The sequence below is a fragment of the Mesorhizobium sp. WSM4312 genome (genome assembly GCF_002294875.1).
GTDB lineage: Bacteria > Pseudomonadota > Alphaproteobacteria > Rhizobiales > Rhizobiaceae > Mesorhizobium.
The window spans coordinates 116,718-142,400 of the sequence record NZ_NSFU01000012.1 but is presented as its reverse complement, the minus strand read 5'-3'; the positions used below and the strand labels follow the sequence as shown (position 1 = coordinate 142,400).

27 protein-coding genes are annotated in these 25,683 nt (G+C 64.0%); 7 read left to right on the top strand and 20 right to left on the bottom strand.

The window, feature by feature from the left end; all coding sequences use genetic code 11:
* Positions 1-62 precede the first annotated feature (62 nt).
* The gene (locus CK228_RS21450) at positions 63-857 is read right to left on the bottom strand and encodes an SDR family oxidoreductase (RefSeq protein ID WP_095789134.1); all 795 of its coding nucleotides are present in this window, start codon (positions 855-857) and stop codon (positions 63-65) included.
* A 211-nt stretch (positions 858-1,068) separates the two neighbouring features.
* Here CK228_RS21450 and CK228_RS21445 point away from each other — a divergent pair, with 211 nt between their 5' ends.
* Entirely contained in the window at positions 1,069-1,524 is a 456-nt protein-coding gene (locus tag CK228_RS21445; RefSeq protein ID WP_095789133.1) for a MarR family winged helix-turn-helix transcriptional regulator, read from the top strand.
* A gap of 81 nt (positions 1,525-1,605) precedes the next feature.
* On the opposite strand, the gene CK228_RS21440 is transcribed toward CK228_RS21445, so the two are convergent.
* The gene (locus CK228_RS21440) at positions 1,606-2,784 is read right to left on the bottom strand and encodes an MFS transporter (RefSeq protein ID WP_095789132.1); all 1,179 of its coding nucleotides are present in this window, start codon (positions 2,782-2,784) and stop codon (positions 1,606-1,608) included.
* A gap of 206 nt (positions 2,785-2,990) precedes the next feature.
* Between CK228_RS21440 and CK228_RS21435 the strand changes: the two genes are divergently transcribed.
* Positions 2,991-3,347, top strand: coding sequence for a helix-turn-helix transcriptional regulator (locus tag CK228_RS21435; protein ID WP_095773624.1), 357 nt, complete (start codon positions 2,991-2,993; stop codon positions 3,345-3,347).
* Positions 3,348-3,379: 32 nt separating this feature from the next.
* On the opposite strand, the gene CK228_RS21430 is transcribed toward CK228_RS21435, so the two are convergent.
* Entirely contained in the window at positions 3,380-3,850 is a 471-nt protein-coding gene (locus CK228_RS21430) for a nucleoside deaminase (protein WP_095789131.1), read from the bottom strand.
* Positions 3,851-4,061: 211 nt separating this feature from the next.
* On the opposite strand from CK228_RS21430, the gene CK228_RS21425 reads away from it, so the two are divergent.
* The 3 genes from CK228_RS21425 to carB all read left to right on the top strand — a co-directional run bounded on the left by CK228_RS21425 (position 4,062) and on the right by carB (position 9,782).
* Positions 4,062-4,820: a metallophosphoesterase family protein gene (locus CK228_RS21425; protein WP_095789212.1), complete on the top strand. Its 759-nt coding sequence runs from the start codon at positions 4,062-4,064 to the stop codon at positions 4,818-4,820.
* Positions 4,821-5,032: 212 nt separating this feature from the next.
* Entirely contained in the window at positions 5,033-6,028 is a 996-nt protein-coding gene (locus tag CK228_RS21420; RefSeq protein WP_095789130.1) for an SH3 domain-containing protein, read from the top strand.
* Positions 6,029-6,278: 250 nt separating this feature from the next.
* Entirely contained in the window at positions 6,279-9,782 is a 3,504-nt protein-coding gene (gene carB / locus CK228_RS21415; RefSeq protein ID WP_095789211.1) for a carbamoyl-phosphate synthase large subunit, read from the top strand.
* Between the two features lie 64 nt (positions 9,783-9,846).
* Here carB and CK228_RS21410 read toward each other — a convergent pair whose 3' ends face one another.
* The 13 genes from CK228_RS21410 to CK228_RS21350 all read right to left on the bottom strand — a co-directional run bounded on the left by CK228_RS21410 (position 9,847) and on the right by CK228_RS21350 (position 20,898).
* Positions 9,847-10,806, bottom strand: coding sequence for a DUF4238 domain-containing protein (locus tag CK228_RS21410; RefSeq protein WP_095789129.1), 960 nt, complete (start codon positions 10,804-10,806; stop codon positions 9,847-9,849).
* Positions 10,807-10,947: 141 nt separating this feature from the next.
* Complete coding sequence (locus CK228_RS21405) at positions 10,948-11,340, bottom strand: RidA family protein (RefSeq protein WP_095789128.1); 393 nt, start codon at positions 11,338-11,340, stop codon at positions 10,948-10,950.
* Between the two features lie 174 nt (positions 11,341-11,514).
* A complete protein-coding gene (locus CK228_RS21400; protein WP_095789127.1) occupies positions 11,515-11,907 on the bottom strand; it encodes a RidA family protein in 393 nt (130 codons plus the stop codon).
* 310 nt (positions 11,908-12,217) lie between these two features.
* Positions 12,218-12,682, bottom strand: coding sequence for a cupin domain-containing protein (locus CK228_RS21395; protein WP_095789126.1), 465 nt, complete (start codon positions 12,680-12,682; stop codon positions 12,218-12,220).
* A 272-nt stretch (positions 12,683-12,954) separates the two neighbouring features.
* Positions 12,955-13,500: a DUF4142 domain-containing protein gene (locus CK228_RS21390; protein ID WP_095789125.1), complete on the bottom strand. Its 546-nt coding sequence runs from the start codon at positions 13,498-13,500 to the stop codon at positions 12,955-12,957.
* Between the two features lie 126 nt (positions 13,501-13,626).
* Positions 13,627-14,625: a YihY/virulence factor BrkB family protein gene (locus tag CK228_RS21385; protein WP_095789124.1), complete on the bottom strand. Its 999-nt coding sequence runs from the start codon at positions 14,623-14,625 to the stop codon at positions 13,627-13,629.
* 174 nt (positions 14,626-14,799) lie between these two features.
* On the bottom strand, positions 14,800-15,543 hold the full coding sequence (locus CK228_RS21380) for a DUF899 family protein (protein WP_095789210.1): 744 nt from the start codon (positions 15,541-15,543) through the stop codon (positions 14,800-14,802).
* Positions 15,544-15,685: 142 nt separating this feature from the next.
* Positions 15,686-16,108 (bottom strand): lysozyme inhibitor LprI family protein, encoded by a 423-nt coding sequence (locus tag CK228_RS21375; protein ID WP_095789123.1) that lies wholly within the window; start codon positions 16,106-16,108, stop codon positions 15,686-15,688.
* A 125-nt stretch (positions 16,109-16,233) separates the two neighbouring features.
* On the bottom strand, positions 16,234-17,058 hold the full coding sequence (locus CK228_RS21370) for a carbohydrate ABC transporter permease (protein WP_095789122.1): 825 nt from the start codon (positions 17,056-17,058) through the stop codon (positions 16,234-16,236).
* A 1-nt stretch (position 17,059) separates the two neighbouring features.
* Positions 17,060-17,974, bottom strand: coding sequence for a sugar ABC transporter permease (locus CK228_RS21365; RefSeq protein ID WP_095773613.1), 915 nt, complete (start codon positions 17,972-17,974; stop codon positions 17,060-17,062).
* A gap of 29 nt (positions 17,975-18,003) precedes the next feature.
* Positions 18,004-19,272, bottom strand: coding sequence for an ABC transporter substrate-binding protein (locus CK228_RS21360; protein WP_095789121.1), 1,269 nt, complete (start codon positions 19,270-19,272; stop codon positions 18,004-18,006).
* Between the two features lie 196 nt (positions 19,273-19,468).
* Positions 19,469-19,957 carry a GNAT family N-acetyltransferase gene (locus tag CK228_RS21355; protein ID WP_095789120.1) on the bottom strand — a complete coding sequence of 163 codons (489 nt, stop codon included), beginning with the start codon at positions 19,955-19,957 and terminating at the stop codon, positions 19,469-19,471.
* Positions 19,958-19,962: 5 nt separating this feature from the next.
* Entirely contained in the window at positions 19,963-20,898 is a 936-nt protein-coding gene (locus CK228_RS21350) for a lytic transglycosylase domain-containing protein (RefSeq protein ID WP_095789119.1), read from the bottom strand.
* A gap of 181 nt (positions 20,899-21,079) precedes the next feature.
* On the opposite strand from CK228_RS21350, the gene CK228_RS21345 reads away from it, so the two are divergent.
* Positions 21,080-21,649 carry a methylated-DNA--[protein]-cysteine S-methyltransferase gene (locus tag CK228_RS21345; RefSeq protein WP_095789118.1) on the top strand — a complete coding sequence of 190 codons (570 nt, stop codon included), beginning with the start codon at positions 21,080-21,082 and terminating at the stop codon, positions 21,647-21,649.
* A gap of 38 nt (positions 21,650-21,687) precedes the next feature.
* Here the strand turns inward: CK228_RS21345 and CK228_RS21340 are convergent, their stop codons facing one another.
* Positions 21,688-22,017: a hypothetical protein gene (locus CK228_RS21340; RefSeq protein ID WP_064989843.1), complete on the bottom strand. Its 330-nt coding sequence runs from the start codon at positions 22,015-22,017 to the stop codon at positions 21,688-21,690.
* A gap of 273 nt (positions 22,018-22,290) precedes the next feature.
* On the opposite strand from CK228_RS21340, the gene CK228_RS21335 reads away from it, so the two are divergent.
* Positions 22,291-22,503 (top strand): cold-shock protein, encoded by a 213-nt coding sequence (locus CK228_RS21335; RefSeq protein ID WP_010910991.1) that lies wholly within the window; start codon positions 22,291-22,293, stop codon positions 22,501-22,503.
* 383 nt (positions 22,504-22,886) lie between these two features.
* Here the strand turns inward: CK228_RS21335 and CK228_RS21330 are convergent, their stop codons facing one another.
* The 3 genes from CK228_RS21330 to CK228_RS21320 form a co-directional block, all read right to left on the bottom strand.
* Entirely contained in the window at positions 22,887-23,498 is a 612-nt protein-coding gene (locus CK228_RS21330) for a glutathione S-transferase family protein (protein ID WP_095773608.1), read from the bottom strand.
* Between the two features lie 294 nt (positions 23,499-23,792).
* Positions 23,793-24,641 carry an EAL domain-containing protein gene (locus CK228_RS21325; protein WP_095773607.1) on the bottom strand — a complete coding sequence of 283 codons (849 nt, stop codon included), beginning with the start codon at positions 24,639-24,641 and terminating at the stop codon, positions 23,793-23,795.
* Complete coding sequence (locus tag CK228_RS21320) at positions 24,638-25,525, bottom strand: EAL domain-containing protein (RefSeq protein ID WP_095789117.1); 888 nt, start codon at positions 25,523-25,525, stop codon at positions 24,638-24,640. The genes CK228_RS21325 and CK228_RS21320 overlap by 4 nt, the downstream gene beginning before the upstream one ends.
* Positions 25,526-25,683: the final 158 nt, after the last annotated feature.

The following is a 25,683-nucleotide window of genomic DNA, read 5'->3' as shown; positions in this document are numbered from 1 at the left end:
GACCGCTTCGCGGCCACCTCTCCCCCACTCCCGTGGGGCGAGGAACTCAAATCCTGAAACCCTCAACCCGCGTAACGCGCCGCCGGCTTGTCGGCGTGCAGGCTGCCGTAGAAGGCTTGGCGGGCGCCGAGGAATGTGTCCAGCTTGGCGACATCGGCAAGTGCCGGCACGGTGACGGCTTCGCCCCTGGCCAGGCCGACAAGCGCGGCATCGACCATATCGTCGGCGGACATGATGATTTCCTTCGGAAGCTGGTCGATATCGCTGCCGGCGAGTTCCCAGAAATCGGTCCGGGTCGCGCCCGGCAGCACAACCTGCACCTTTACATTGGTGCCCGCGACCTCGCGGTGCAGAGCCTCGGTGAAGTTGACGACATAGGCCTTGGTACCGCTGTAGATGCCGCCGAACGAGGTTTCAAAGGCGAGCACCGAGGCGATGTTGACGATGGCACCGCGGTTGCGTGCCAGAAGACCCGGCAGCACGGCACGGGTCAGGCGGGTCAAGGCGATGACATTGACCTTGATCATGCGCTCGGCCGCGTCGGCGTCGGCCGTAGCCACCACCTGCTGGCCGCCAAGGCCGGCATTGTTGACCAGCAGCGTCACGCTGTCGTCGGCCGATATCGCCTGCTCGACGCGGCGCACATCTTCGTCGTCGGAGAGATCGGCGCTGATCACGCTGACCTTGCGGTCGTAGGCGTAGCGCAGCTTTTCGGCCAGTTCCTCGAGCCGGTCGGCGCGCCGCGCCACCAGCACCAGATCATAGCCCTGCCCGGCCAGCCGGTCCGCATAGACCGCGCCGATGCCGGACGAGGCGCCGGTGACGACCGCCGTGCCCTTGTTTGCCTGTCCACTCATTGTCCTGTTCCTTCCATCTCTGTTCGCTTCGACCTGGCCGCCGGCGCCGCAGGCATTCGCCCCGGCTCGCAGGCGAGCCGCCTGATTGATTTAGTGGCATATACCACTTTCTACGAAGTAGGCATATGCCACTATCTTGTCAATGAGTGCGTTCGGGATTATTTGTCTGGCAGCGGCCGGACAGAATTTTCACCGGCGCCGAGGAACCACCATGCCGAAAGACACCCTGCCCGGGCTGACAGCCTGCAACTACGCCATGCTGCGGCGCGCGACGCGCAAGCTCGGCCAGTTCTATGACGACGTGCAGGCGCCGTCAGGCCTCAAGGCCACGCAGCAGGGCCTGCTATACCAGATCCATATCGGCAACGAGCCGGCGATGGGCGCCATTGCCGCTGCCCTGGTCATGGACCTGTCGGCGCTCGGCCACACGCTGAAGCCGCTGATCCGCGACGGTTATGTCGAGACCTTCGCCGACCCGGACGACCGCCGCATAAAGCGGGTGCGGCTGACCCGGCAAGGGCGCATCAAGCTCGATGAGGCGATGAAGCTGTGGCAGCTCGCCCAGCAGCGCTTCGAGGATGTGGTGGGCAAGGAGAAGGCGGAACGCCTGCTCGCGCTGCTGGATGACATCAGCGCGCTGGATTTCGTTTTGCCGCCGGCTGCCTAAGCAATTCCAGGAAAAGTGTGAAACGGTTTTCCGTCCGGAATTGTGTCAAAATGGATTGGCAGCCGGCGGCCTTCGAAGCGATTATTCGGCCGGCATCGCGACCGGCCGTGCCGCCCAGCGGCCGGCCAGCACGATGCCAAGCCCGATCAGCGGGAAGGCAGCCGCGACCAGGCCGAGATCGGCCGGCGCGCCGTAGCGCAGCACGCCACCGCCGACCACCGCGCCCAGCGCCACGCCGAGATAGAGCGCCGAGCCGTTGAGCGACAGCACGATCGGGGCGGCATCGGGCGCCAGCTTGATGATGCGGCTGGCCTGCGCCGGCGGGAACGCCCAGCCGACAATGCCCCACGGCACCATCATCGCCATCAGCGCCGGACCGGCAATGTGCTGCGGCAGGAAGGCCGGCACGACCGACAGCATCACCAGCATGGCGGCACTCAGCGTCAACGACCAGCCGACGGTCCGGGTGGCGCCGAACCGGTCTGCCGCCTGGCCGCCGGCAATGTTGCCGATGACGGCGCCGACGCCGAAGGCAAGCAGCATGCCGGGCAGCGCGAGCTGGCTGAGCCCGGCGCCCTGGATGGCGAGCGGCGCGACATAGGCAAAGACGGTGAAGGCGCCGGTCAGCGCCAGCAATGTCGTCACCAGGATCGGCATCACGCCCGGCCGCATGGCGGCCGCCAGCCGGCGCTTCAGCGGCAGCCTGGTGCCGACGATGCCGCGCGGCAGCCTGTACCAGAGGATGGCGCCGGCAAGCGCCCCGAGCCCGGCAATCGCATAGAAGGTGCCGCGCCAGCCGGCGATCGTCGCGACCAGCGCGCCGAGCGGCGCACCGACGGCGACGGCCACCGTGGTGCCGCCGACGACCACGGCGATGGCGCGTGCCCGGTGATGGTCATCGACCAGCGCCACCGCCGTGCCTTGCGCCGTCGCGGCGAACAGGCCCGACGACAGCGCCATGATGATGCGCGCGATCAACAGCACTTCGAATGAGGAACTCAAGGCGGCGGCGATGTTGCCGATGACGAAGAACACCAGCGTCCAAAGGATGACGCGACGCCGGTCCCATTCGCCGGTCAGCGTCGCCAGGATCGGCGTGCCGATCGCATAGGCGAGCGCGAAGGCGGTGATCAGCGTGCCGGCGAGTGGAATGGAAATGCCGGCATCCCTGGCGATGTCTGGCAGAAGGCTGGAGATGACGAAGCCCTCGGTCGAGATCGTGAACGATCCGAGCGCAAGCCAGAAGAGCCGCTTGTCCATGGCGCGTGTCCTTAGTTCAAAAGTTATTGAACAATTGGACATAACAGGGCATGATGTCAATGAAGCCATGGCAAAATAGCTGAACCATCCTGACAGCCCTGTGTCAGCACAATCGTTCGGTACGGACAAAAATGGAGAAACAGCGTGCACGGGCCGGCGAGGACGGATGCGTTGAAATCGACCCGAACTGCGCTTAGGTTCCAGCCATGACGTTACCTCATCCCAATACGGACCAGATCAGCCTCCCGATCGTGCTTGGCGTGCTCGGCGATCCGACGCGGCTCGCCATCGTGCGCTATCTCGCCAGCAAGGAAGGCGTGGCGCTGAACTGCAGCCGGTTCCTCGATCTCGGCTCGAAGACCAATCTCAGCTACCACCTTGCCAAGCTGCGCGAGGCCGGCGTCACCCGCGCCGAAGTGGTCGGCACCAACCGCATGATCACGCTGCGCCGCGCCGATCTCGACGCCCGCTTCCCCGGCCTGCTCGACAGCGTCATCGCCGCCGCCGTCGACGACCCCGCTCTGCCGGCGGTCGGCGGCCACGATATCGAGATGCCGGCCTAGATTTGCAGGTTCAAAGGTAAGGTGCTGTCGCCCTAGCGCTGCCAAAAACCGATATGCGGGGCGAGAAGCTCCTCCTCCATCTCGGGGATGGGGCCGTGGACCTCGACCGGCTTCTGCCCGGAGCCGAGGACCGTGCGCGAGGAGAGGTTCATCGTCGGATTCTCGGCATGGTCGCCAGTCAGCGCGAGAAGCTTGGTCTCCTCGAAGCCGTAGACCAGCCGGCCGATATTTGCCCAATAGAGCGTTCCCGTGCACATCGCACAGGGCTCGCCGGTCGAGACCAGTGTGCAGGACCACAGGAAATCCGGCGGATAGGCGTCCGCGGCACGCCGGCTGAGTTCGGTTTCGGCGTGGCGCACGGTGTTGATGTTGCCTTGCCGCATCAGGATGCGGTCATCGGGGCCGACGAGCACACAGCCGAAAGGATGGTGCCCATGCGCGGCGGCGTCGCGCGCGACCTCATTGGCAGCGCGCAGGTGGGCGAACATCTGGTCGCGGGTCATCGCTTGGTGCCTTCCGAACCTGTCTCAGCGGATATCATGAACTCTGGGACGGCGTGGATGGTAGCAGATGGAATGCTGCCTCGCGATAGCCATGGGCGGGCTGCGCGGTGGTTCCGGCTGCCCCAAAGGTGGGGACTTGATTAGGAAGGCGGTGGCTTGATAACGAAGATGGGCCGGCGTCCCGATGGGCCGCACCAAGGGAGCCCGTCGCATGCGCATAGCCGTCCTCGCCGATATCCATGGCAACGTCCTTGCGCTTGACGCGGTGCTGGAGGATTTGGCGCGTCGCGGCGGCGCTGAGCTCACCGTCAATCTCGGCGACAGCGTTTCAGGACCGCTCTGGCCGCGCGAGACGTTTGAGCGCCTGGAAGCGCTGAACCTGCCGACGGTGCGCGGCAACCATGACCGCCGCGTCGCGGTCGATCCGGCCGACGAGACCATGTGGGCGTCCGACATCTATGCGCAGGAGCGGCTGACTGAGGCGCAGCGCCAGGTGCTGTTCGCGCAGCCGCTGACGCTGGAGATCGCGCCGGGCATCGTCGCCTTCCATGCCCGTCCCGACCATGACGAGAAATACCTGCTCGACGCAATCGTCGATGGCCAGCTGGTGCGCGCGCCGCTGGCGTCGATCAGGCGGCGGCTCAAGGCGCTCGACCGGGCCTGCCGCATCGCGCTGTGCGGCCACAGCCACCGCCCGGAACTGATCCGCATCCCCGACGGTCCCGTCATCTTCAATCCGGGCAGCATCGGCTGCCCCGCCTATGATGATTCCACCCCGCCGGCGCATGTTTCCGAACAAGGCTCGCCGCATGCGCGCTACGGCATCGTCACCTTGGGTGGCGAAGGCCGGCCCGACCGTTTCGAGACGATCGCCGTCGACTACGACCACGCGGCGGCGGCACGACAGGCCGAACAGGCGGGACGCCCAGAATGGGCCAACGCGCTGAGGACCGGCTTCATGCCAGGCTGAAGCTTGCTTCATGCCGGACTGAAGCTTGCTTCATGCCCAGGGCTGAGCGAAGCTCATGCCCCGGGGAATGCCTTGCGTTCATGCCGGTAGCCTCATCCGACCTGCTCAAACGCCTTCGCGGCCAAGGCGCAAAACATCTCGCTTGTAGACACGGCGGCGCAGCGTCGCTTATAAAACCGGCTTCGCGTGCGGCAGCGTTTTGGGTTCTGGCGGTGCCTTTGGGAATGCAATTGATCGCCGACAGCCAAGTGACGAGGCGCCGAATTACGCTGCGGACAACGCTCTTGGCGCTGATGGCCGCTCCGCTACTGATGGCGGCGTGGTCCGCCATTGCCCCGGCCCATGCCGAAGAGACGCCCTTCATCTCCGTCGTCACCGGTCTCGCGCCTGACGACCTGCTCAACGTCCGCGCCAAACCGTCGGCGACCGGCAAGACCGAGGCGCGTCTGGCCGCCGGCGCCAGCGTCAGGAACCTCGGCTGCAACGACATTGACGGGCACCCCTGGTGCAAGGTCGAGACAGACAACCCCAAAGCCAGCGGCTGGGCCCCGGCGCGCTACCTCGTTCCCGTCAACCCGGCAACGGTGCCCGTCGGCCAGGCGGCCGATGAAGGCGCGGCGCCCGATGCGCCGCCGCCGGCGGTACAGCCCGACCTGACGGCGCGGCTCGGCGGCGCGGCCCATCCCGACACGCCGGAAGCCCCGGTCAAGTCCGCCGCCGAGATCGCCATGCAGGATGCCTACGGCCTGGCGCTGGCGGCGAATGAAACCCCGCCGACCGGAGAAATCCCCGCCGTCGCCCAGGATGCAGCCGCGGACAGCGGCTCGCCGGCCGGATCGCTTCCCGTTCCCACACCGCGTCCTGATGGCGCCGCGCCCGCCGTCGACACGCAGACCGTCGCCGAACTGCCGCCGCAGCCGACCTCCCTTGCCCAGGGCGGCGGCGTCGAAATCCCCTGCGCCCGCTATGTCGGCCAGCCGATGCAGCGCTGCGCGGCCGCCATCGTGCACAAGGGCGCGGACAAGGCCGATATCACAGTGACCTGGCCCGACGGCGGCACGCGCCTCATCTCCTTCTATGCCGGCCTGCCGGCCGGTTCGGACACCAAGGGCGATTTCCGCTTCACCCGCGAGGGCAGCCTGAGCATGATCCGCATCGGCGTCTCCGAACGCTTCGAGATCACCGACACGGTAGCGTTTGGACGCTAGGGATTGGGCAGTAGGGATTAGGCACTAGGCAGTAGGGGCGTACGTCCAAGGCGCTTGAAAAGCCCTACTGCCTACTGCCCAATCCCTACTGCCTATTTCCTACTGCCTAATCCAGCATTTTCGGGGTTACATCCGCCAAAACTCTTCCCTATAAGGCCCACCTAGCCTGATACCAGAATCGCGAGCACAACCGGCCGGGTCTTCCCGTCCCGGTTTTTTGTGCAAGCCGCCCGCCGAACGGACCTATGACATGCCAAGACGCACCGACATCAAGTCGATCCTGATCATCGGGGCCGGCCCCATCGTCATAGGTCAGGCCTGCGAGTTCGACTATTCCGGCACCCAGGCATGCAAGGCGCTTAAGGAGGAAGGCTTCCGCGTCATCCTGGTCAATTCCAACCCGGCCACGATCATGACCGACCCGGAACTGGCCGACGCCACCTATATCGAGCCGATCACGCCGGAGGTGGTCGCCAAGATCATCGCCAAGGAGCGGCCGGACGCGCTGCTGCCGACCATGGGCGGCCAGACCGCGCTCAACACCGCTTTGTCGCTGCGCCGCATGGGCGTGCTCGACCGTTACAATGTCGAGATGATCGGCGCCGACGCCACGGCCATCGACAAGGCCGAGGACCGCGCGCTGTTCCGCGAGGCGATGAGCAAGATCGGCCTGGAAACGCCGAAGTCGATGCTGGCCAACGCCACCGACGTCAAGAACGCCGACCGCAAGACGCACGAGGCGGAGCGCGCCGCGCTCAAGGCCGAGAAGCCGGACAATCTCGACGCCGAACTCGACGCGCTGGAAACCCGCTGGAACCTCGGCGAAGGCGACCGCAAGCAGCGCTACATCAGCCACGCCATGGCGATCGCCGCCCAGGCGCTCGACCATGTCGGCCTGCCCGCCATCATCCGCCCCTCCTTCACCATGGGCGGCACCGGCGGCGGCATCGCCTACAACAGGGCCGAATTCTACGACATCGTCCAGTCCGGCCTCGACGCGTCGCCGACCACCGAAGTGCTGATCGAGGAAAGCGTGCTCGGCTGGAAGGAGTACGAGATGGAGGTCGTCCGCGACAAGGCGGACAATTGCATCATCGTCTGCTCGATCGAGAACATCGATCCGATGGGCGTCCACACCGGCGACTCGATTACCGTCGCCCCTGCCCTGACCTTGACCGACAAAGAATACCAGATGATGCGCAACGCCTCGATCGCGGTGCTGCGCGAGATCGGCGTCGAGACCGGCGGTTCCAACGTGCAGTTCGCCGTCAATCCGGCCGATGGCCGCCTCGTCGTCATCGAGATGAACCCGCGCGTCTCGCGCTCGTCGGCCCTGGCGTCGAAGGCGACCGGCTTCCCGATCGCCAAGATCGCCGCCAAGCTTGCCGTCGGCTACACGCTGGACGAGCTGGAGAACGACATCACCGGCGGCGCCACGCCTGCTTCGTTCGAGCCGTCGATCGATTATGTCGTGACGAAGATCCCGCGCTTTGCCTTCGAGAAATTCCCCGGCGCCGAGCCGGTGCTGACGACAGCCATGAAGTCGGTCGGCGAAGTCATGGCCATTGGCCGCACCTTCCAGGAATCGCTGCAGAAGGCGCTGCGTGGCCTGGAAACCGGCCTGACCGGCCTCGACGAGATCGAGATCCCCGGCCTCGGCCATGGGGCGACGGCTGCCAACCACGCCGACGACCGCAACGCCATCCGTGCCGCGCTCGGCACGCCGACGCCCGACCGGCTGCGCATGGTGGCGCAGGCGATCCGCATGGGCACCTCGCTGGAAGACGTGCACGCAATGTGCAAGATCGACCCGTGGTTCCTCGAACAGATCGCAGGCATCCTCGCCATGGAAGCCCGCATCCGCGAGCACGGCTTGCCAGCCGACGCCGTCAATCTGCGCATGCTGAAGGCCATGGGGTTCTCCGATGCCCGCCTGGCGTCGCTGACCAGGACCGACGCCGAAGTGGTGGCGAAGATCCGCGACAAGCTCGACGTTCATCCCGTCTACAAGCGCATCGACACCTGTGCGGCCGAATTCGCCTCGCCCACCGCCTACATGTACTCGACCTATGAAGTGCCGTTCGCCGGCGCGCTCGCCAACGAGGCGCAGGTCTCGTCGCGCAAGAAGGTCGTCATCCTCGGCGGCGGACCGAACCGCATCGGCCAGGGCATAGAGTTCGACTATTGCTGCTGCCATGCGGCCTTCGCGCTGCGCGATGCCGGCTATGAAGCGATCATGATCAACTGCAACCCGGAGACGGTCTCGACCGACTACGACACGTCGGACCGGCTCTATTTCGATCCGCTGACAGCGGAGGACGTGCTGGAGATCCTGCGCGCCGAGCAGGCCTCGGGCGAACTGGTCGGCGTCATCGTCCAGTTCGGCGGCCAGACGCCGCTGAAGCTGGCCGACGCGTTGGAGAAGGCCGGCATTCCGATCCTTGGCACCTCGCCCGACATGATCGATCTGGCCGAGGACCGCGACCGCTTCCAGAAGCTGCTGCACAAGCTCAACCTCAGCCAGCCGAAGAACGGCATCGCCTATTCGGTCGAGCAGGCCCGCCTCGTCGCCGGCGAGCTCGGCTTCCCCTTGGTGGTGCGCCCGTCCTATGTGCTTGGCGGCCGCGCCATGCAGATCATCCATGACGAGAGCATGCTGCAATCCTACCTGCTCGACACCGTGCCCGGCCTGGTGCCGGAGGACATCAAGCAGAAATACCCCAACGACAAGACCGGCCAGATCAACACGCTGCTGGGCAAGAACCCGCTTTTGTTCGACACCTATCTCTCGGGCGCCATCGAGGTCGATGTCGATTGCCTCTGCGATGGCAAGGCGACCTTCGTCTCCGGCATCCTCGAACACATCGAGGAGGCCGGCATCCATTCGGGCGACAGTGCCTGCTCGCTCCCCGTTCACTCGCTGCCCTCGGAGCTGGTCGACGAGCTGGAGCGCCAGACGGCCGCACTTGCCCGCGCGCTCAATGTCGGCGGGCTGATGAACGTGCAGTACGCGATCAAGGACGGCACGGTCTATGTGCTGGAGGTCAACCCGCGCGCGTCGCGCACGGTGCCCTTCGTCGCCAAGACCATCGGGCGTCCCATTGCGAAAATTGCAGCCCGCATCATGGCCGGCGAGACGCTTGAAGACGCCTTCGCCCATTACGGCGCCATGCCCGACCCCAGAAACCCCGGCCACATCGCGGTCAAGGAAGCCGTCTTCCCCTTCGCCCGCTTCCCCGGCGTCGACATATTGCTCGGCCCGGAAATGCGCTCGACCGGCGAGGTCATGGGCCTCGACCGCGACTTCGCGCTGGCCTTCGCCAAGAGCCAGCTCGGTGCCGGCGTCGACCTGCCGCGTTCGGGCACGCTGTTCGTCTCGGTGCGCGACGAGGACAAGAAAGGCATCTTGCCGGCGGTCAAACGTCTGACCGGCCTCGGCTTCAAGGTGCTGGCGACGTCAGGCACGCAACGCTTCCTCGCCGAAAACGGCGTCGACGCCGAGAAAATCAACAAGGTGCTGGAAGGCCGTCCCCATATCGAGGACGCCATCCGCAACCGCCAGGTGCAGATCGTCTTCAACACGACGGACGGCCAGAAGGCGGTGTCGGACTCCAAGTCGCTGCGCAGGGCGACGCTGATGCAGAAGGTGCCGTATTACACGACACTGTCGGGTGCGGCGGCTGTTGCGGAGGCGATCGCGGCGCTGAAGGCGGGGAGCCTGGAGGTCAGGCCGCTGCAGGAGTATTTTGCTTAGGAGATTAGCTCCCTTCTCCCCGTTCAACGGGGAGAAGGTGCCGGCAGGCGGATGAGGGGCAGTGCTACTCAAGCCCGTTTCGAGCGGGAATTGCCAGTTCACGTAAGGTCTTTAAGACGTCATCGGAATGCGACTTTTGCAACACTCTCATCCGCTCGATGAGGGAAAGAACCGGGGTTCCTCCCATACGATTTTGGACGAAACGAAGTTGGCTATCGGAGCGGCCGTAAACGAACTTATCTGCGGCGCCGACAACAGCAGCGTTTGTGGCACTAACCAGCTTGTCTTCCCCAACGCTCTTAATTTTTTCCATCAACGTTCGATCGCTGACCGCAACAAACAGTCTTCGCGGCCCAATAGGTACGACAAGATGGGAATCTGTGCGGCCCAAGACGTTTGTATGGATCACCGGTCGATCCGAAGTGAGGAATTCGTTTCCCGCCCTATCCACTGTCAAAACAGACCATTCCATGGCGGCCAAACCAGATAGCAAGCGTTGGTTCGACATCAAACTTTTCGCATGGTTGATTACACGAGGTGCAGCGCTCGCCAGCAATTCTTCAGTCATTTGTTCGAAGGTTCGAACCTCGTTTTCGGGCTTGAGCGCCTGAAAGATGTTCTCAAAACCTGGGGCAATCGTCGAAAAAAGCTCCATTATGGTTTGATGCAGTGTTTTAATATCTGAAGGCATTCGCGACAAAAGCGTGGCAATGAACCCCGCCCAGGCGAGCCGTTGCGTCGTTGAGAACTCTCCGCCGTCAAGCATAGTCTTAAGCGCATCAGCAGCCCTGCTGTCGATTGGAGATAGAAACTCGCGCTCCATCTCGTGCGCGACTTCGTCGGGCAGACCTTGAATGGCGTAAAGCCTCGATATGTAACCAGTGCCCTCGGGGTGAACTCGCTTAGGCTTCACCTCATCGCCGAAAGGCTTACTAAATTCAATCAGCCGACCATCAGTTTGGGCCCAGCGCTTCAAGTAGAAAACTGGCAGAAAATGATGCTTGATTGGTTGACCTGTTCGCATTCACTTTAGCTATAAAAATAAGAGTGGACCATTCGCAAAACAACGGGATAGATGGCAGTCGAACTTTTCTCAATATAGTTATCTCTCGGAGAATTTCGAATCGTTCATTCAAAATAGCAGCGCATCTGCAGTCGCTACTCGTCACCCCACCGCCACACACTCAATCTCGATATCAAACTCCATCGGCCAGGACGCCACCGGCACAAATGTCCGAGATGGCGCGTTTTCCGGGAAATACTGCGCATAGACCCGGTTGATGGCGCCGTAGAAGCCGGAATTGACGGCGTAGATGCGCACCATCACCACATTGTCCAGCGAGGTGCCGGCCGCTTCCAGGCAATGTTTCAGCGCCTTCAGCGACGCCTCGGTCTGCACCTCGATGTCGCCCTTGACCAGCTTGCCGGTCAAAAGATCGAGCGGTGGCGTGCCGGAGACGAAGACCAGCCCGGCAGCCTTGGTCACCAGCGACAACGGCACGCCGAGCGCGCGCACCGCTGCCGACAGCACTGGCACTTCGACGATTTCCTTGGTCATGACGATCTCCGTGTGGTTACGGCGAGCCTATCTCGCTCCATGCTGAACGCCAGCGCTCGATGTTGTCGTCCGAAGTCGCCGACAATGGAGACCACCCGCCACCATGAAGCGGCGTTTTGCAGACCCCAAATTTCAGGAAATAACCAGCATGGATGCCGGTTCGCGAAGGAAAATTCACGCCACCGCCACACACTCAATCTCAATATCAAACTCCATCGGCCAAGACGCCACCGGCACGAAACTCCGCGCCGGCGGGTTCGTCGAGAAGTACCGCGCATAGACCCGGTTGATGGCGTTGTAGAAGCCGGAATTGACGGCGTAGATGCGCACCATCACCACATTGTCGAGCGAGGTGCCGGCCGCTTCCAGGCAGTGTTTCAGCGCCTTCAGCGACGCCTCGGTCTGGGTTTCGATGTCGCCGCGCACCATCTCGCCGGTCACCATATCCACCGGCGGCGTCGCCGAGATGAAGACGAAACCATTGGCCTTCACCGCCGTCGAGCAGGGCAGGCCGAGTGCGCGCACCTTGTCCGACATAACAGGCACTTCGATGACTTGTTTCTTCATGGTGGTTCCCCCTGGGTTGGCAAGGAGCTTATCCCGGCACTGGCGGAACGCCAGTCTTTCCCTTCTCCCCTTGTGGGGTGAGCAGCCCGGTTCGCGAAGCGAATTCATCGTGCCAGTGGCACGATGAAAGGCCGGCGAACGCCGGGACGCTGCGAAGCAGCGGGGACCCGGCAGGTGGATCGGCCACCGCCCGGCCCTTCGCAGGCTCAGGGCGTTCGAAGCTCGAAAAGCCAAGCAATTGGCTTTTCGTCCGCTACGCGGACCGCTTCTCACCCCACAAGGGGAGAAGGAAAGTCCCGCGTCGCCGCCCTCACCCCTGCCCCGGATACGGCGTGCCATCCTTGTGCAAAAACCGGCCATCCGAGCTCGGGCTCATCATGTCGATGTCGGAGCAGGTGATGACATCGTCGCGATTGCGCGAGCCGACCTCGATGTAGCGCGCCGTGGCCGACGAGCGGTTGATCATATGATGGCCGTTGCCGCTGTTCTTGGCGAAGGCAGCACTATCGCCCGCCTTGAGCAGCGTCTCGCCGCCATCCTCGACCAGCGTCAGCTCGCCTTCCAGCACATAGACGAACTCGTCCTCATGGCTGTGCCAATGGCGCTGGCTCGACCAGCCGCCGGGCGGCAGCGTCATCAGGTTGACGCCGAAATCGCTGAGTCCGCCAGCGTCACCCAGGCGCCGGCGCGTGCGCTCGGCGCAAGGGGCGTCGAAGGGCGCGGGATAGCCGGAGCCTTTGCGGACGGGTACGGCGGAGAGGTCGATCCTGGGCATGGGTGGCTCCATGGTGGTGGGCGAAGTTTATACGACCGCTCACCACCAAACCATCGAAGTCAGCGCTGCCCCTCATCTGCCTGCCGGCATCTTCTCCCCGTAAACGGGGCGAAGGGGCTGTCGCAACGCCGGCTCTTCTCCGGCAGCGAACAGGATTAGCGAAGCCCGGCGCAGGCGTCTTTCTCCCCGTTTACGGGGAGAAATGCCCGGCAGGGCAATGAGGGGCAGCGCAAACGTCAAATGGATGGTGCCGCAGTGGCCGCCTCGCTCCCCTAATGCACCGCCGCCAAATCCTTCAAATGCATCTCGTGCATCTTCAGCGTTTCGAGCGTCTTCTTGGCGAATTCCTTCAGCGCCGGGTCGTCGCCGGACTGCGCATAGGTCGAAACCATCGCCACGGCCTGCTTGTGCGCCTGCGTCTGCAAGGTGATGTATTTGGCCTGGAAGGCGTCGCCGTCGAGCGCCTTGAGCTGGTCGAGCATCGCCTGGTCGTTCGGCAGCAGCGGCGGGCCTTCGGGGGTGACGGACGCCGTGGTCTGGCTCTTTTCAAGCGCCGCCTTGAAATCTTCGCCGGCCTTGGTGTGGTCCTTGACCATCAGCCCGGCGAAATCCTTCACATCCGCCGCGACGCCTTTTTTCTCGGCCAGCTTGCCGCTTTCGATCTCGAAGCGGTCGGCGCTGGCCAGGGTCCTGGCGAAGGTTTCGGTGTCGACCTTGTTCTCGGAGACCGGCGGCACGTCGCCGGACGGCTGTTGGGAAAAGGCTGAAGGCGTTCCGGCCAGAAGGGCCAGCATGGCGGCGGCGAGATGCGGTTTCATCGAAGCGCTCCGTGAGAGGTGTCCTCGAAGGCCCAACGCGGCAGAGGCGGTGAGGTTGCCGACGCGCCGCTTCTCCCTTCCGGGAAGGGATGAAAGCGGCCTCGCGATTGCGGCGTGACCGCTCCTCTACGGGCGGCGAGGCCCCAGCATGAAGGCCGTCATCGTTGCGCTCACGCACGCCACCGCCAACAACGCGACGACGCCCGACGCGCCGGTCCCGCGGCGAATTGAAACAAGGTTTTCTGAAATGGGAGCATTGTGAACCAGCCCGTACAGATCGGACCTGCTGCCATGCCGAACGGAATAGGCGCGGGTCAACTCCGCACCGAGCAGAAAGATCTGTGATGAATAGTAGACCCAGAGCAGTATGACGAGCAGCCCTCCGGCCGCGCCATATGAGGAAGCGATTGCACTTGTGCCGATATACCAACCGATAAGCGACTTCCCCAATGTGAACAGAGCGGCGGTCACGACAGCACCGATCCAGACATCCCGCCATTGCAAGGCACGGTCCGGCAGGACCTTGTAGATCGCGGCGAACATCACGGTGATCAGGGAAAAGGATATCAGGGTGTTGATCGCGCTCAGAACAAATTCGCCGAACGGCAATCGAGCGCTGATCACGCCGCCCAAAGCCGAGATCGCCGCGCTCGCCACCAAGGAGACCAGCAACATAAAGCCGAGGGCGGCGACAAGGCCAAGACTTGCCGCTCGGGCGCGCAGGAGCCGCGACAGCGAACTCCCTTTCGCTTCAACCTTCCATATTGCATTCAGCGCCTGCTGCATCTCGCCAAACACCGCGGAGGCGGTGACGAGCAAAGTGGCGGTGCCGATGATGGCCGCCAAGGTCCCCGATGATTTGCTGGATGCCCCTTCGAGCGCGGTTTGAAGGAGCGCCGCACTTTCTGAACCCATCAGCCCCGAGATCTGAGCAGACAAAGCCAGCTGCGCTGCGTCATGCCCAAACGCAATGCCTGCTATCGCGATGACAATTATCAGAACCGGGGCCAGCGACGTGGCGGCATAAAAGGCCATCGCCGCGCCATGGCTAAGGGCATTGTCGTTGACAAAGCCAACCACGCTTTCCCGCACCAGGTCCCACAGGCTGCTAACTGTCGGTCGCATTTCGAATCCGTGAAGGGCGTCGAAACCGTCTCCTATCAATGCAGCGGGCCTTCCGATGTTCCGGCCGAAGCAGGCACGAGCCCTGCCTGGCTCCTCGAGCAGGTGGCATAGCGACCACTTGCCGAAAAGCCATTCCAGGGTGAAGCGCGGAGACTGAGCCGAAACGTCGTGATGTCAGTGACAACACCCCGCCCCATACTGCAGCTGCTCATGCCAATCCGGCCGGCCTTGCGGGGTAAAATCCATCAGGTTCCACAGGATCTCGCAGGTGCCGATGGCGCGCGGGTCCTGGCCGGGCTCCGGCGGCGCGAAGCCGAGCTCGGACGACCAGAAATGCCTGATGCCGTCGCCGTCGCGGTGGAACACCGACAGCAGCGGGATCTGCGCGCCGCCGGCGTCCTCAGCATTGTAGTCGCGCTTGAAGCTGTTGGCGGCCGACGACACCAGCCGCATGTTCTTCCAGCCGCGATCGCGGCCGAGCGTGACCAGGTTTTCCAATGCGGTCTTGGCCACCACGGCAAAGTTGAAGCCGGCGGCTTCGAGGTGGCCGACGGCGCCGTCCCACTGGTCGAGCAGCGCCGTGCAGGACGGGCACGGCTGGTCCGGCCGGGCGAGCCTGGCCGTGCCGCCCGATGTCGCCACGTCGCGTGTTTCCTGGGGATGGCGCGGAAACATCATCTGGTAGAGAATGAGCGTATCCTTGCCCGGCGCGAACAGCTCCGACAGTTTTGTCTTCGCCGGCCTGCCGTCGGCATCGGGCGCATCGAAGACATAGTCCTGGCGGATCAGCCCGCCTGGCGGCAGCGCCCGCCGCGCCTCGGCCACGGCTTCCATGGCGCGGCGCAGCTCGATTTCCTTCTTCAGCAGCTTTTCGCGGGCGGTGCGGTATCTGGCGGATTCGTTGGGAAAGGTGATCATGATCGGCTCCCTTAAGTCGGCGCCGGCGTCCCGGCGCTGTTGCTCTGCGACCCAAGGACGTTTGGCGACGATCGGTCCCGACATTTTTTGCACGCCGCCCGGCGACGGGAGGGGCATATCTTCCCGATGGGATGGACGAACGCTACTGCGCCGTCGGCACCGGGCAGTTCAACTCGCCTTCAGGGCAGTTGAGATAGGTCTGGAAATCCTTCAGCCGATCGTTGGTGAGCGCCGTCCGGCAATTGGCGACGACCATCGGATAGACGGTACCCGCCTGGTCGATCGGACCACCCCGGAACTTGCATTCGGCGTCGCGGAAGGCGACCCAGCCGCGCTGCGCGTCGACCAGCAACTTCTTCGATGCCGCATCGTCCTTCAGCCGGCCCTCGATCTGCTTGTAGGCGTCGTTGAGCTTCTTGTCTGCCGCGTCGAAATCCTTGCCGGCGCATTGATTCATGGTCGTCTGGTCCTGCGCGTTGGCGCAGTCGGCGGCGGCCCGCGCCGGGACGGCAAGCAGCGGAGCGGCAAGGAGCAGAGTAGCAAGGCTGGAAAGCAGAAACCGCATCGCGTTTCCTCCTGTTTCAACAAGCCCCACGCAGGCGGACCTTAGCAACCGAAGGAGTGGAGGCAAGACACGGCCTGCCGTCTTGGTGGACAGTTCCTTTCCAGATCTGCCGCGGGGAAACCGTGTCACCCCTTGACCCCGCCGGCGGTGAGGCCGGAGACGATCTTGCGCTGGAAGATCAGCACCAGCACCACCAGCGGCACGGTGACGATCACCGATGCGGCCATGATGTTGCCCCAGGGGATCTCGAACTGCGAGTTGCCGGAAAGCAGCGCGATCGCCACCGGCACGGTCCGCTGCGCATTGTTGGAGGTGAAGGTCAGGGCAAACAGGAACTCGTTCCAAGCACCGATAAAGGCCAGGAGCCCAGTGGTGGCCAGCGCCGGCCACATCAGCGGCAGGAAGATCCGCGTGATGATGATCCATGGCGTGGCGCCGTCCAGGATCGCCGCCTCCTCGACCTCGACCGGCAGGTCGCGGACGAAGGCGGTGAGCACCCAGACGGTGAACGGCAAGGTGAAGATCATGTAGGAGAAGATCAGCGCGAACAGCGAATTGTAGAGACCGAACATGCGCACCAGTTCGAACAGCCCGGCCAGCACCGCCACCTGCGGGAACATCGAGACCGACAGGATGGCGAGCAGCAGCGCCGAGCGGCCGCGGAAGCGGATGCGCGCCAGCGCGTAAGCGGCGGTGACGCCGAGCAGCAGCGAGAACAGGACGACCGCGCTCGAGACGACCAGCGAATTCACCAGGTTGCGCACGAAGCTGCCTTCGGTCAGCACGTTGCGGTAGTTGGCGAGGCTTGGCGTTTTCGGCCAGAGGTCGGCCTGGAACAGCTCGGTTCCCGATTTCAGGCTGGTGACGACGGCGTAGTAGAACGGGAACACCGCGACGAAGGCGATCACCGCGACCAGCAGGTAGAAGGCCGTTCGCTTCAGCATCCGCATCTCAGCGGCCTCCGTCCAGGCTGATCCGGCCGATCCGGATATAGGCGATGGAAAGCAGGGCCAGGATCAGGAAAAGCAAGGTCGACGCGGCGGAGCCATAGGCGAACTTGTCGAACTCGAACAGGTTCTCGCGGGCGAACACCGACATCGACTTGGTGTGCACATTGTTGGGCGTCAGCACGTAGATCAGGTCGAAGATGCGCAGCGCGTCGAGCGCGCGGAAGATCACGGCCACCAGCACCGCCGGGCGGATCAGCGGCAGGGTCACCCGCCAGAAGATCTGCCACGGATTGGCGCCGTCGAGCTTGGCGACCTCGATTATCTCGCCCGGCAGCATCTGCAGTGCCGCAAGGATCAGCAGCGCCATGAACGGTGTCGTCTTCCAGATGTCGACGATGAGGACGGCCACCATTGCCGTGTCGGCGCTGGCCGTCCAGGCGATCTTGCCGCTGATCAGGCCAAGGTTGACCAGCACGACATTGATGATGCCGAACTGGTCGTTGAGCATCCATTGCCACATCTTGGCCGAAACGATCGTCGGGATCGCCCACGGGATGAGGATCGCCGCCCTGACGATGCCGCGGCCGGCGAACTGGGCGTTGAGCACCAGGGCGACGATCGTGCCGAGGATCGTCTCGCAGGTCACCGAAATCACCGCGAAACGCACCGTGTTCCAGACGGCGCGCCACCAGACCGGGTCGACCAGCAGCCCGTCATGGATCACCCGGCCGCTCGGCAGGCGCAGCACCGAGAAATAATTGTCGAAGCCGACAAACCGGCGGGCATCGAGATCCGCCAGCGAGGCGTCGGTGAAGCTGAAATAGACGGTGCGGGCGAGCGGCCAGCCGGCAACGGCGGCAAGCACCAGGAGCATCGGCGCCACGAACAGCCATGCCGAGCGCACGCGCTGCGCCATCAGTCGCGATCGCTTCACAGGCGTGACGCTCACCAGCCCTTGCCTTTCAGCTTGGTCAGTCTCGCTTCGAGGTCGGCCAGATTGTCGGCGGCGCTGCCTTCGCCGGACAAGGTGTTATGCACCGCCGTCCAGAACTGGCTCGATGCTTCGTTGTATTTGATCTTGACGGTGGCGGAGGGACGCGGCACCGCGTTGAGGAATATCTGTTTCCAACGCGGCACGATCGGCTGTTGCCTGGCGATGTCGGCATCGTCGTAGAGCGCCTGGATGGTCGGCAGGTTGGATGTCTTGAGCGTCCGGAATTTCTGCATTTCTGGCGAGGCGATGAATTTGGCCAGCTCGATCGCCGCGTCGGTGTGCTTGGAATATTTGGAGACCGCGAGGTTCCAGCCACCCAGCGTCGCGACCGGCCGGGCGCCCTCACCTGTGCCGGCCGGCAAAGGCGCCACGTCGAACTTGCCCTTGATCGGCGAGGCTTCGCTGTTGCCAAGCGCATAGGCATACGGCCAGTTTCGCATGAACACGGCGTTGCCGGTCTGCCAGACGCCGCGCGATTCCTCTTCCTGATAGGCAAGCACGCCGGGCGGCGAGATGGTTCCAACCCACCCCTTGGCCATGTCGAGCGCGGCCGCCGCTTGCGGGTTATTGATGGAGACGGTGCCATCCGGCCCGATGATCTGGCCGCCGCCATTCGACATCACCCATTCGAGCGCGTTGCAGGTCAGCCCCTCATAGGCATTGCCCTGGAAGACGAAGCCCCAGATGTCCTTGTTGCCGGCCGCGCGTTCCTTGTCCATGACCAGCTTGGCTGTGTCGGCCAGCTCCTTCCAGGTGCCCGGCACCTTGGCGCCGTATTTGTCGAGGAGATCCTTGCGATAGTAGAGCGCCGGCGCATCGGTGAAGATCGACAAGGCGACGAGCTTGCCATTGACGGTCTGCGACTGGATGATCGACGGGAAATGGGCGCCGACGACATCCTTGGCCGCCGCGGTCAGGTCGACGAGCTGGCTGGCGAGCTGCGGCGCCCAGATGACGTCGGTCTGGTAGACGTCGATATCGCTGTTGCCGGCTGCAAGCCACAGTCTGTACAGGCCGAACTGGTCGGTCGTCGACGGCGGCAGGACGACGATGGAAACCTTGTTGCCGCTCTCTTTCTCGTAGCGGTCGAGTATCTCGCGAAGCACCTTGATGCCGTTGCCGGTGTCTCCCGACACGATCGAGAGGTCGACGGCATGCACCGGAGCGGCCGAAAGCACAACACCTACCGCAAGCGCCAGAAATGCGTGGAAAAGCTTCACGGTGGCGGGTCTCCCTTTGGAGCCGGCAACGGAAACCTCCGCGTGTCAACAGCTCGTCAGATTCCCACCCAGTCCCTGAATGCGGAACGACGCTTTGGGTTCCCAAAACCGGAGCGGAGCGTCCTTGACGAGGTGAGCATCGGAAGTGAAGGGGTTCGACGCTCGCAGGCCGGCATCACCTGAACATCAACGCACCCTAGCCTTCCCAGGCTACGGGCATCATCCCCAGCCGCTCGTAGAGCCGCACCGCGGCGGCATTCTCGACCGTGTTGGTCTTGAGGTCGACATGGGCCGCGCCGCGACCGCGAAAGGTGGCGAAGGCTTGCCACATCAGCGCCTCGCCGATGCCCTTGCCGCGCGCCTCGGGATGAACGGCGAGATCCTTGACGAAAGCCCTTGTCCAGCACAGCGCCGCTGCCGCCAGCCGGCCCTTGGCGTCGATGACGAGGAAGCACAGCGCCGGGTCGAATTCGGGATCGGCCGATATGCGCGGCCACCATTCGTCGAACGGGCCGTCGGCGCCGTCGTCGAACACCTCGCTCAGCAGTGCATGCAAAGGCGGCGCGTCGCCTGGCTCGAAGCAACGCATGGCAAAACCATCCGGCCAGTGCGGTGCAACGAGCGTCTCGTCGAGAAGCTTGCGCAGCCGGATGTCGTTGAGGGCCGGCGGGCGCGGTTCACGCATCGCGCTCAGGCGTCGGGCTGCGGACGCCGCCTGCGGTCGACACCGAGGCCGGTCGCCTCGAGCAGGCCCCTGCGCTTGGCGTCGAAATAATAGCCGGTCTGGTAGAGCCAGTCCGCCTTCTTGGCGTTGCCGCCCGCCACCAGCCAGGCGCCGCGCAGATACTTCACCGCGTATTTCAGATTGGTTTCGGCGTCGAACAGGCCCTTGGCCGGGCCGTCATAGCCCATGCCACGCGCCGTCGCGTGCTTGATCTGCATCAGCCCCCAATGGCCATTGTTGTAGGCCTTGGGATTGAAGGTGCTCTCGCGGTTGACGACATGGCGCACCAGATCGACCGGCACCTGGTAGAGCGCGGCGTATTTGACGATCAGCCGGTCGACGTCGCCGCGCACGCCCGTATGCTCCTCCTGCGCCGGATCAACCGGCGCGGAGGGAAACTGCACCAGGGAAGCCGGGTTCTGCGGCACGACATAGGCAACCTGCTGCACCCCAGGCAGTTTTTGGCCGCTGCCGGCGACCGCCGGCACGATGAGCCCGGCGGTGGTGTAGGTCTGAGCCGCCTTGACGGGCTGGCCCGCCTTGGCCGGCGGCGGCGCCTGCCAGGCGTTGGCGGTCATGACAGCGGTTACGGCAGGTGCGGCCGGCGTCGATCCGGCAAAGGCGGCGGTCGCCGCGGCCGGCTGGGCGGCTGGATCAAGCGCCGGCGGGGTCGCTGCGCCAGGCGTCAATTCGGCGGTCTGGACGGGGGCGATACCGGAGGATTGCGGCAGCACGGAAACCGTCTCCGGCAGCGGTATGGTGAAGCCGGCATCGCTGCCGGCAACGGTCGCGGTTTCGGTCAGGGACGGCGCGGCTTTCATCTGCGAAGTCGAGGTGCAGCCACTCATGCCGGCTGCCGCCACGATCACGCCGATCGCGATAAGGGTTTGTTTTGCTGGCAAGCCGTGCTCGGGTCCGGTTCGTCGGGATGTTAAGAAATCCCTTACACCAGCGATTCCAGGGTAGCAATCGGGGCCATCTGGTGGTTTTCGGGTGGCGAGACGCGGGCGGTGATGCCATATTGTTCCTGATATGTACCGGCGGGAATCCCGGATTTCGCCGTTTTGCGGAAAGGAGCGCATCATGGAAACGACACCGTCGATCACAGCCGGCCACGCAGTGTTAGAAACAGTGATCGGTTTCATGGGCATCGCCTGGAGCAAAAAGGGCCTGATCCGGCTCTGCCTGCCCGAACGCAGCCGTGAATCAGTGGAGCGGCGGCTGATGCGCCATGGCGGCGTTTCCGCCTCGACGGCCCAGCCGCCATGGGTGGTCGAGCTCATTGCCTCGATCAAGGCATACGCCGCCGGCGAGGACGTCGATTTCTCCGATGTCCCGGTCGATCTCGACGGCGTCGACGATTTCCGCCTGGCCATCTACGACGCGGCACGCAAGCTCAGCTATGGCGAGACAACCACTTATGGCGAACTCGCCAAGCGCGCCGGCCATGCCGGCCTGCCGCGCGAAACCGGTGCCGCCCTTGGCGCCAACCCCGTGCCGCTGGTGATCCCCTGCCACCGCATCCTGGCGGCAGGCGGCAAGATTGGCGGCTTCTCGGCGCCGGGCGGCTCCGTCACCAAGGAAAAGATGCTGGCCATGGAAGGCGTGCGCGTCGGCCCGCCCCCACCGGCGCAGGTATCCTTCGGGTTCTGAACCGCCGGCGCGGACGCTGCCCCTAATTGGCGCTGCCCCTAATTGTTGTGGAAAAATCGCCGGCGGAAATGCCGGTCATTGTCCGGCCGCTTGCAGTTGTAGACCGGGCAGGACTTGGTGTCAGCGCTCGGCACATAGGCGCGCGTCCTCACCTCGCCCATTGTGCAGAATTGCTGGCTCTGCACATAGCGGTCATAGAGCGGCAGCCCCGGCACCCGCTTCGACTGATAGCGCAGGATGACCGCGCCTTGCCTGGCGATCGTCGACTGCACCTTGCCGCAGCTCATATGCGTCGGGTCATAGCGCGAGATGGCCTGCGCCTCGGCGGCCACCAGCGTCAGACAGGCGGCAAGCACTATGGTTTTCATGGTCTCCTCCCCTGATCCGCCGCCCACGGACAGCGCGATCTGCCACGACGGTTTCACCAGATTGGGGCGGCGGTTGGGCAGTTCTCAATCACGGCTTTCTCACGCAGTCTTGTTTTTGGAACGAAAGCAGCCTATATCAGCCCCATTGATATTTCGGCCGATCGATCCGGGCCTCGCGATCTTCGCGTTTGCTGACGTCTATCTCCAAAATCTCGATGCACACCGGCTGGACTTCGGTCCGGTCAAACCAAAGCAAATGCAAGGACTATTTTTATGGCAACTGGAACGGTCAAGTGGTTCAACGCCACCAAGGGCTTCGGCTTCATCCAGCCTGACGCGGGCGGCGCGGACGTTTTCGTCCACATCTCCGCTGTCGAGCGCGCTGGACTGTCGACCCTGGTCGAAGGCCAGAAGATCAACTTCGAGATCGAGCAGGACCGCCGCACTGGCAAGTCGTCCGCTGGATCTCTGAGCAAGGCAGCCTGATTTTGCGAATGGCGCGCGCCGGGCGAGAGCCCGGGGCGCGCGGCAAGTCACGGATGTACTGACGGTCGCGCGAGAAGCGCGCCCGGAGCGGAAAGACCCGACAAGCTGGAACAGCAGATAGCTGCCAGCCCGGACCGGACGCTCCCGATCAGGCTACCAAGCATGGGAAGGCGGGATTTATCCCGCCTTTTTTGTTTGTCTGGGGTTCAGCGAGCGTCCTTCTCCCCGTTTACGGGGAGAAGATGGCGGCAGCCAGATGAGGGGCGGCGCCAGCGGTCCTTCATAAATGCGCTTGGGTCGGCGAGAGGCAGTTTTTGGAACGTCAGCGCTGCCCCTCATCGCCCTGCCGGGCACTTCTCCCCGTAAACGGGGAGAAGGACGCTCTAATACCCAACCCACTCGATCGGCACGTGCCCCGGATCCGCCTCGACACGGCCAAGCCAGGCCATGACAGCCGGATAGGCGTCGAGCTGGAATCCGCCCTGCTCGGCCGTGTGCGTGTAGGCGTAGAGCGCGATGTCGGCGACGCTGAAGGCGTTTCCGGCGAAGAAAGCGTTGTTCTCCAGATATCTATTCATCACGCCGAGCGCCTTGTGGCCGCGCTCCAGCGTCATCGCCAACCGCTCGGGCGTCGCATCCCTGGCGCGTTCGGGGAAGGTCAGCAGCGCCTTGCGCACGGCGATATAGGGCTCGTGGCTGTATTGCTCGAAGAACAGCCATTGATAGGCGAGCCCACGCTCATACTTGTCCGCCGGCAGGAAGCGCGTGCCTTCGCCGAGATAGAGCAGGATGGCGTTGGATTCGGCCAGCCGGCGGCCGTCGTCGAGTTCGAGCAGCGGCACCATGGCGTTCGGGTTCTTGGCGACGAAATCGGCTTTTCGCGTGTCGCCAGTATGCGAACTCACCTCGATCGTGGTGAAGGCCAGGCCAAGCTTGGCCATCAGCAGGCGCGGCTTGTAGCAATTGCCGCTGTCGATCATGCTGTAGAGTATCATGGACGGTTCCCGGATCTGCCTTGACCAGGCGATTATCGCAGCCGCCGTGCCTTCAACCAATGATTTGTTTTGGCGCGACCATCAGCGGCGCTGATGAGAGCATCCTTCTCCCCGTTTACGGGGAGAAGTGCCCGGCAGGGCGATGAGGGGCGGCGCTGACGTTTCAAGAGGAATGATCATACAGCCGATAACAACGAAGGCTGGCGCCGCCCCTCATCTGGCTGCCGCCATCTTCTCCCCGTAGAGCGGGGAGAAGGGCGCTGTGACACCGCTTTCGCCAGTCGCCGAAGTCGCTTAGCCGAACAGCGGCACGACATTGTTCTCCCTGCCCAGCAGAGCATCGACTGATAGCGGCTCTTCGTTGAAGATGGTGCCGGCCAGCGCCGGACGGGCGAGGAGATAACCCTGCAGCAGGTCGACGCCGCCGTCGAGCGCGACGCGCAGGTGGACGGGCTGCTCGATGCCTTCGACCAGCACCCTGGCGCCACGGTCATGCAGGCTGGAGACCAGCGGGCGGAAGAAGCGTTCGGCGGCGGCATGGCGGCAGAACTGCGCGAACCAGCCGCCATCGATCTTGACGATGTCGGGCTGAAGCAGGCTCACCCGCTCCTCGGTCGAATGGCCGGTGCCGAAATCGTCGATGGCGATGCGGATGCCGTCGCGCCGCATCTCCCGCACCAGCCGCGCCAGAAGCGCGTCGTCCGCCGCCTGTTCGGTGATCTCGCAGACCAGCATGCTAGGGGCGAGGCCGAGCTCGCCCAGATGCCGGCTCATCAGCCGGATCTCGGCCAGCGCCCGCCCGGAATGGTCGTTGACCATCGGATTGTAGTTGAAGAACAGATCGAGCCCGTCGACGCCGATATTGTGGAAGTTCCTGAGATGCAGCACCCGGCACATGGTCTCGACAAACAGCCGGTCCGCCGGGGCAACGCTTTCGAAGAACGCCCGCGCCGACCCTGCCCTGCCGGCGCGGTGCGGCTCGATCAGGCCCTCGACCGCCACCGCGTGCAGCGATCGCCCAAGCGGCGCGAAGATCGGCTGGTAGGCACTGCGCAGGCGGAACTCGCCGTGGACGCCGTATTCGATGCCTATCTCGTCGACGAAGATCGCCTTGCCGACATTGCGCCGCCGCTCGATCCTCATGGCGCGACCCTGCGCCCGAAGGCTTTTGCCGGCCGCGCTGCACGTGGGGCGACGGCGGTGGACGCATCGCTTGCGGCCGCAACCGGGTCCGGAGTTTTTCCGAAAACACGGAAACTCGTCGGCGCCAGTTCCGGCCGCGCAAGCACGAAACCCTGGACCATGGAAGCGCCGGATTTCTCGGCGAGTTCCAGCTGCCACCTTTCCTCGATGCCCTCGAACACCGTGCGGATGCCTTGTTCCTCGAAGCTTTTGACCATCGTCGTCAACAGCGCGAAGCCGGCGCCGGACTCCATCAGCTGCGTGATCCAGGTGGCGTCGAACTTGACGATGTCGGGCCGCAATTCCTTGATGCGGTTGATATCGGAATCGTCAGCGCCATAGTCATCGACGGCGATGCGAAACCCGTTGCCCCGCAACGCCGCGACGAAGCTGTGCAGGACCTCCTGCGAAGCCGACCTCTGCTCGGTCACTTCGCACACGACGCGGCCCGGATCGATGCCGGCCTCGTGCAGCACCAGCCGCATTTCGCGCAGGGCATTGTCGGCAATCGACCGCTCGGTGAACACCGACGGGTCGAAATTGATGAAGATCGACGCCTCCTGCGGCAGGCAGGCGCCGGCATTGAGCAGATGCAACGTCCTGGTCAGCGCTTCGACATGCAGGCGGTCGGCGGCCGGACAGGTCGAGAAGAAGGCCATCGGCGATTGCGGCTCGCCGTCGCGAAACGGCCGGATCAGCCCTTCGAAGGCGGCAATCGACAGCTTGCCCTGGTTGAAGGCGAAGATCGGCTGGAAGGCGCTCTGCAGCGTGTAGATGCCCCAGAGACCTGACGAGGTGCCGTCATCATGACGGATGATATGGGCAAGCCCGACGCTGCGTGACAAGGGTCCCTCGCTCCGCGAAATGGCGGAATGGATTGCGATCCTGCCACTCAAGCCCTTACCGCCCGTTAATGAATTTTTTGTTGCCGCTCACAGGTGGCAATCACGGCTCCTTGAGGTCTGGATCAGCCGACAAAGCTTGCACAGAGCGGAATCATGCG

Bases quoted from the DNA above. Each gene is read 5' to 3' on its own strand.
- CK228_RS21380 (WP_095789210.1), bottom strand. From the start codon at position 15,543: ATGATCACCTTTCCCAACGAATCCGCCAGATACCGCACCGCCCGCGAA.
- CK228_RS21445 (WP_095789133.1), top strand. From the start codon at position 1,069: ATGCCGAAAGACACCCTGCCCGGGCTGACAGCCTGCAACTACGCCATG.
- CK228_RS21405 (WP_095789128.1), bottom strand. From the start codon at position 11,340: ATGACCAAGGAAATCGTCGAAGTGCCAGTGCTGTCGGCAGCGGTGCGC.
- CK228_RS21400 (WP_095789127.1), bottom strand. From the start codon at position 11,907: ATGAAGAAACAAGTCATCGAAGTGCCTGTTATGTCGGACAAGGTGCGC.
- carB (WP_095789211.1), top strand. From the start codon at position 6,279: ATGCCAAGACGCACCGACATCAAGTCGATCCTGATCATCGGGGCCGGC.
- CK228_RS21450 (WP_095789134.1), bottom strand. From the start codon at position 857: ATGAGTGGACAGGCAAACAAGGGCACGGCGGTCGTCACCGGCGCCTCG.
- CK228_RS21375 (WP_095789123.1), bottom strand. From the start codon at position 16,108: ATGCGGTTTCTGCTTTCCAGCCTTGCTACTCTGCTCCTTGCCGCTCCG.
- CK228_RS21340 (WP_064989843.1), bottom strand. From the start codon at position 22,017: ATGAAAACCATAGTGCTTGCCGCCTGTCTGACGCTGGTGGCCGCCGAG.
- CK228_RS21355 (WP_095789120.1), bottom strand. From the start codon at position 19,957: ATGCGTGAACCGCGCCCGCCGGCCCTCAACGACATCCGGCTGCGCAAG.
- CK228_RS21325 (WP_095773607.1), bottom strand. From the start codon at position 24,641: ATGAGGATCGAGCGGCGGCGCAATGTCGGCAAGGCGATCTTCGTCGAC.
- CK228_RS21390 (WP_095789125.1), bottom strand. From the start codon at position 13,500: ATGAAACCGCATCTCGCCGCCGCCATGCTGGCCCTTCTGGCCGGAACG.
- CK228_RS21410 (WP_095789129.1), bottom strand. From the start codon at position 10,806: ATGCGAACAGGTCAACCAATCAAGCATCATTTTCTGCCAGTTTTCTAC.
- CK228_RS21385 (WP_095789124.1), bottom strand. From the start codon at position 14,625: ATGCGACCGACAGTTAGCAGCCTGTGGGACCTGGTGCGGGAAAGCGTG.
- CK228_RS21370 (WP_095789122.1), bottom strand. From the start codon at position 17,058: ATGCGGATGCTGAAGCGAACGGCCTTCTACCTGCTGGTCGCGGTGATC.
- CK228_RS21365 (WP_095773613.1), bottom strand. From the start codon at position 17,974: ATGGCGCAGCGCGTGCGCTCGGCATGGCTGTTCGTGGCGCCGATGCTC.
- CK228_RS21345 (WP_095789118.1), top strand. From the start codon at position 21,080: ATGGAAACGACACCGTCGATCACAGCCGGCCACGCAGTGTTAGAAACA.
- CK228_RS21440 (WP_095789132.1), bottom strand. From the start codon at position 2,784: ATGGACAAGCGGCTCTTCTGGCTTGCGCTCGGATCGTTCACGATCTCG.
- CK228_RS21335 (WP_010910991.1), top strand. From the start codon at position 22,291: ATGGCAACTGGAACGGTCAAGTGGTTCAACGCCACCAAGGGCTTCGGC.
- CK228_RS21395 (WP_095789126.1), bottom strand. From the start codon at position 12,682: ATGCCCAGGATCGACCTCTCCGCCGTACCCGTCCGCAAAGGCTCCGGC.
- CK228_RS21430 (WP_095789131.1), bottom strand. From the start codon at position 3,850: ATGACCCGCGACCAGATGTTCGCCCACCTGCGCGCTGCCAATGAGGTC.
- CK228_RS21330 (WP_095773608.1), bottom strand. From the start codon at position 23,498: ATGATACTCTACAGCATGATCGACAGCGGCAATTGCTACAAGCCGCGC.
- CK228_RS21425 (WP_095789212.1), top strand. From the start codon at position 4,062: ATGCGCATAGCCGTCCTCGCCGATATCCATGGCAACGTCCTTGCGCTT.
- CK228_RS21435 (WP_095773624.1), top strand. From the start codon at position 2,991: ATGACGTTACCTCATCCCAATACGGACCAGATCAGCCTCCCGATCGTG.